We start from the raw sequence: 224 nt of genomic DNA on the forward strand, positions 1-224 counted from the left end.
AGCTGAACTTGTGTATAACAAGTTTCAATAAATTGGTACTTAATTGCTTTTGCGATGGTATCGAATGGGAGCGACTTTTGGCTTTGCGCAAGCAAACCAAGGGAAGCGAGCAAACGAAACCGGAGCATATGGTTAAGCTACTAAGAGCACACGGAGGATGCCTAGGCGCTAGGAGCCGATGAAGGACGTGGCGAACAACGAAACTGCCTCGGGGAGCTGTAAGC

At 48.7% G+C, this 224-nt stretch carries 1 rRNA gene; it reads left to right on the top strand.

What is annotated here, in order from left to right:
- Positions 1–130: 130 nt before the first annotated feature.
- Positions 131–224 (top strand): 23S ribosomal RNA (locus M3629_RS28350); the annotation flags it as partial.

The sequence above is a fragment of the Paenibacillus polysaccharolyticus genome (assembly GCF_023714295.1).
Classification (GTDB): Bacteria; Bacillota; Bacilli; order Paenibacillales; family Paenibacillaceae; genus Paenibacillus; species Paenibacillus polysaccharolyticus_A.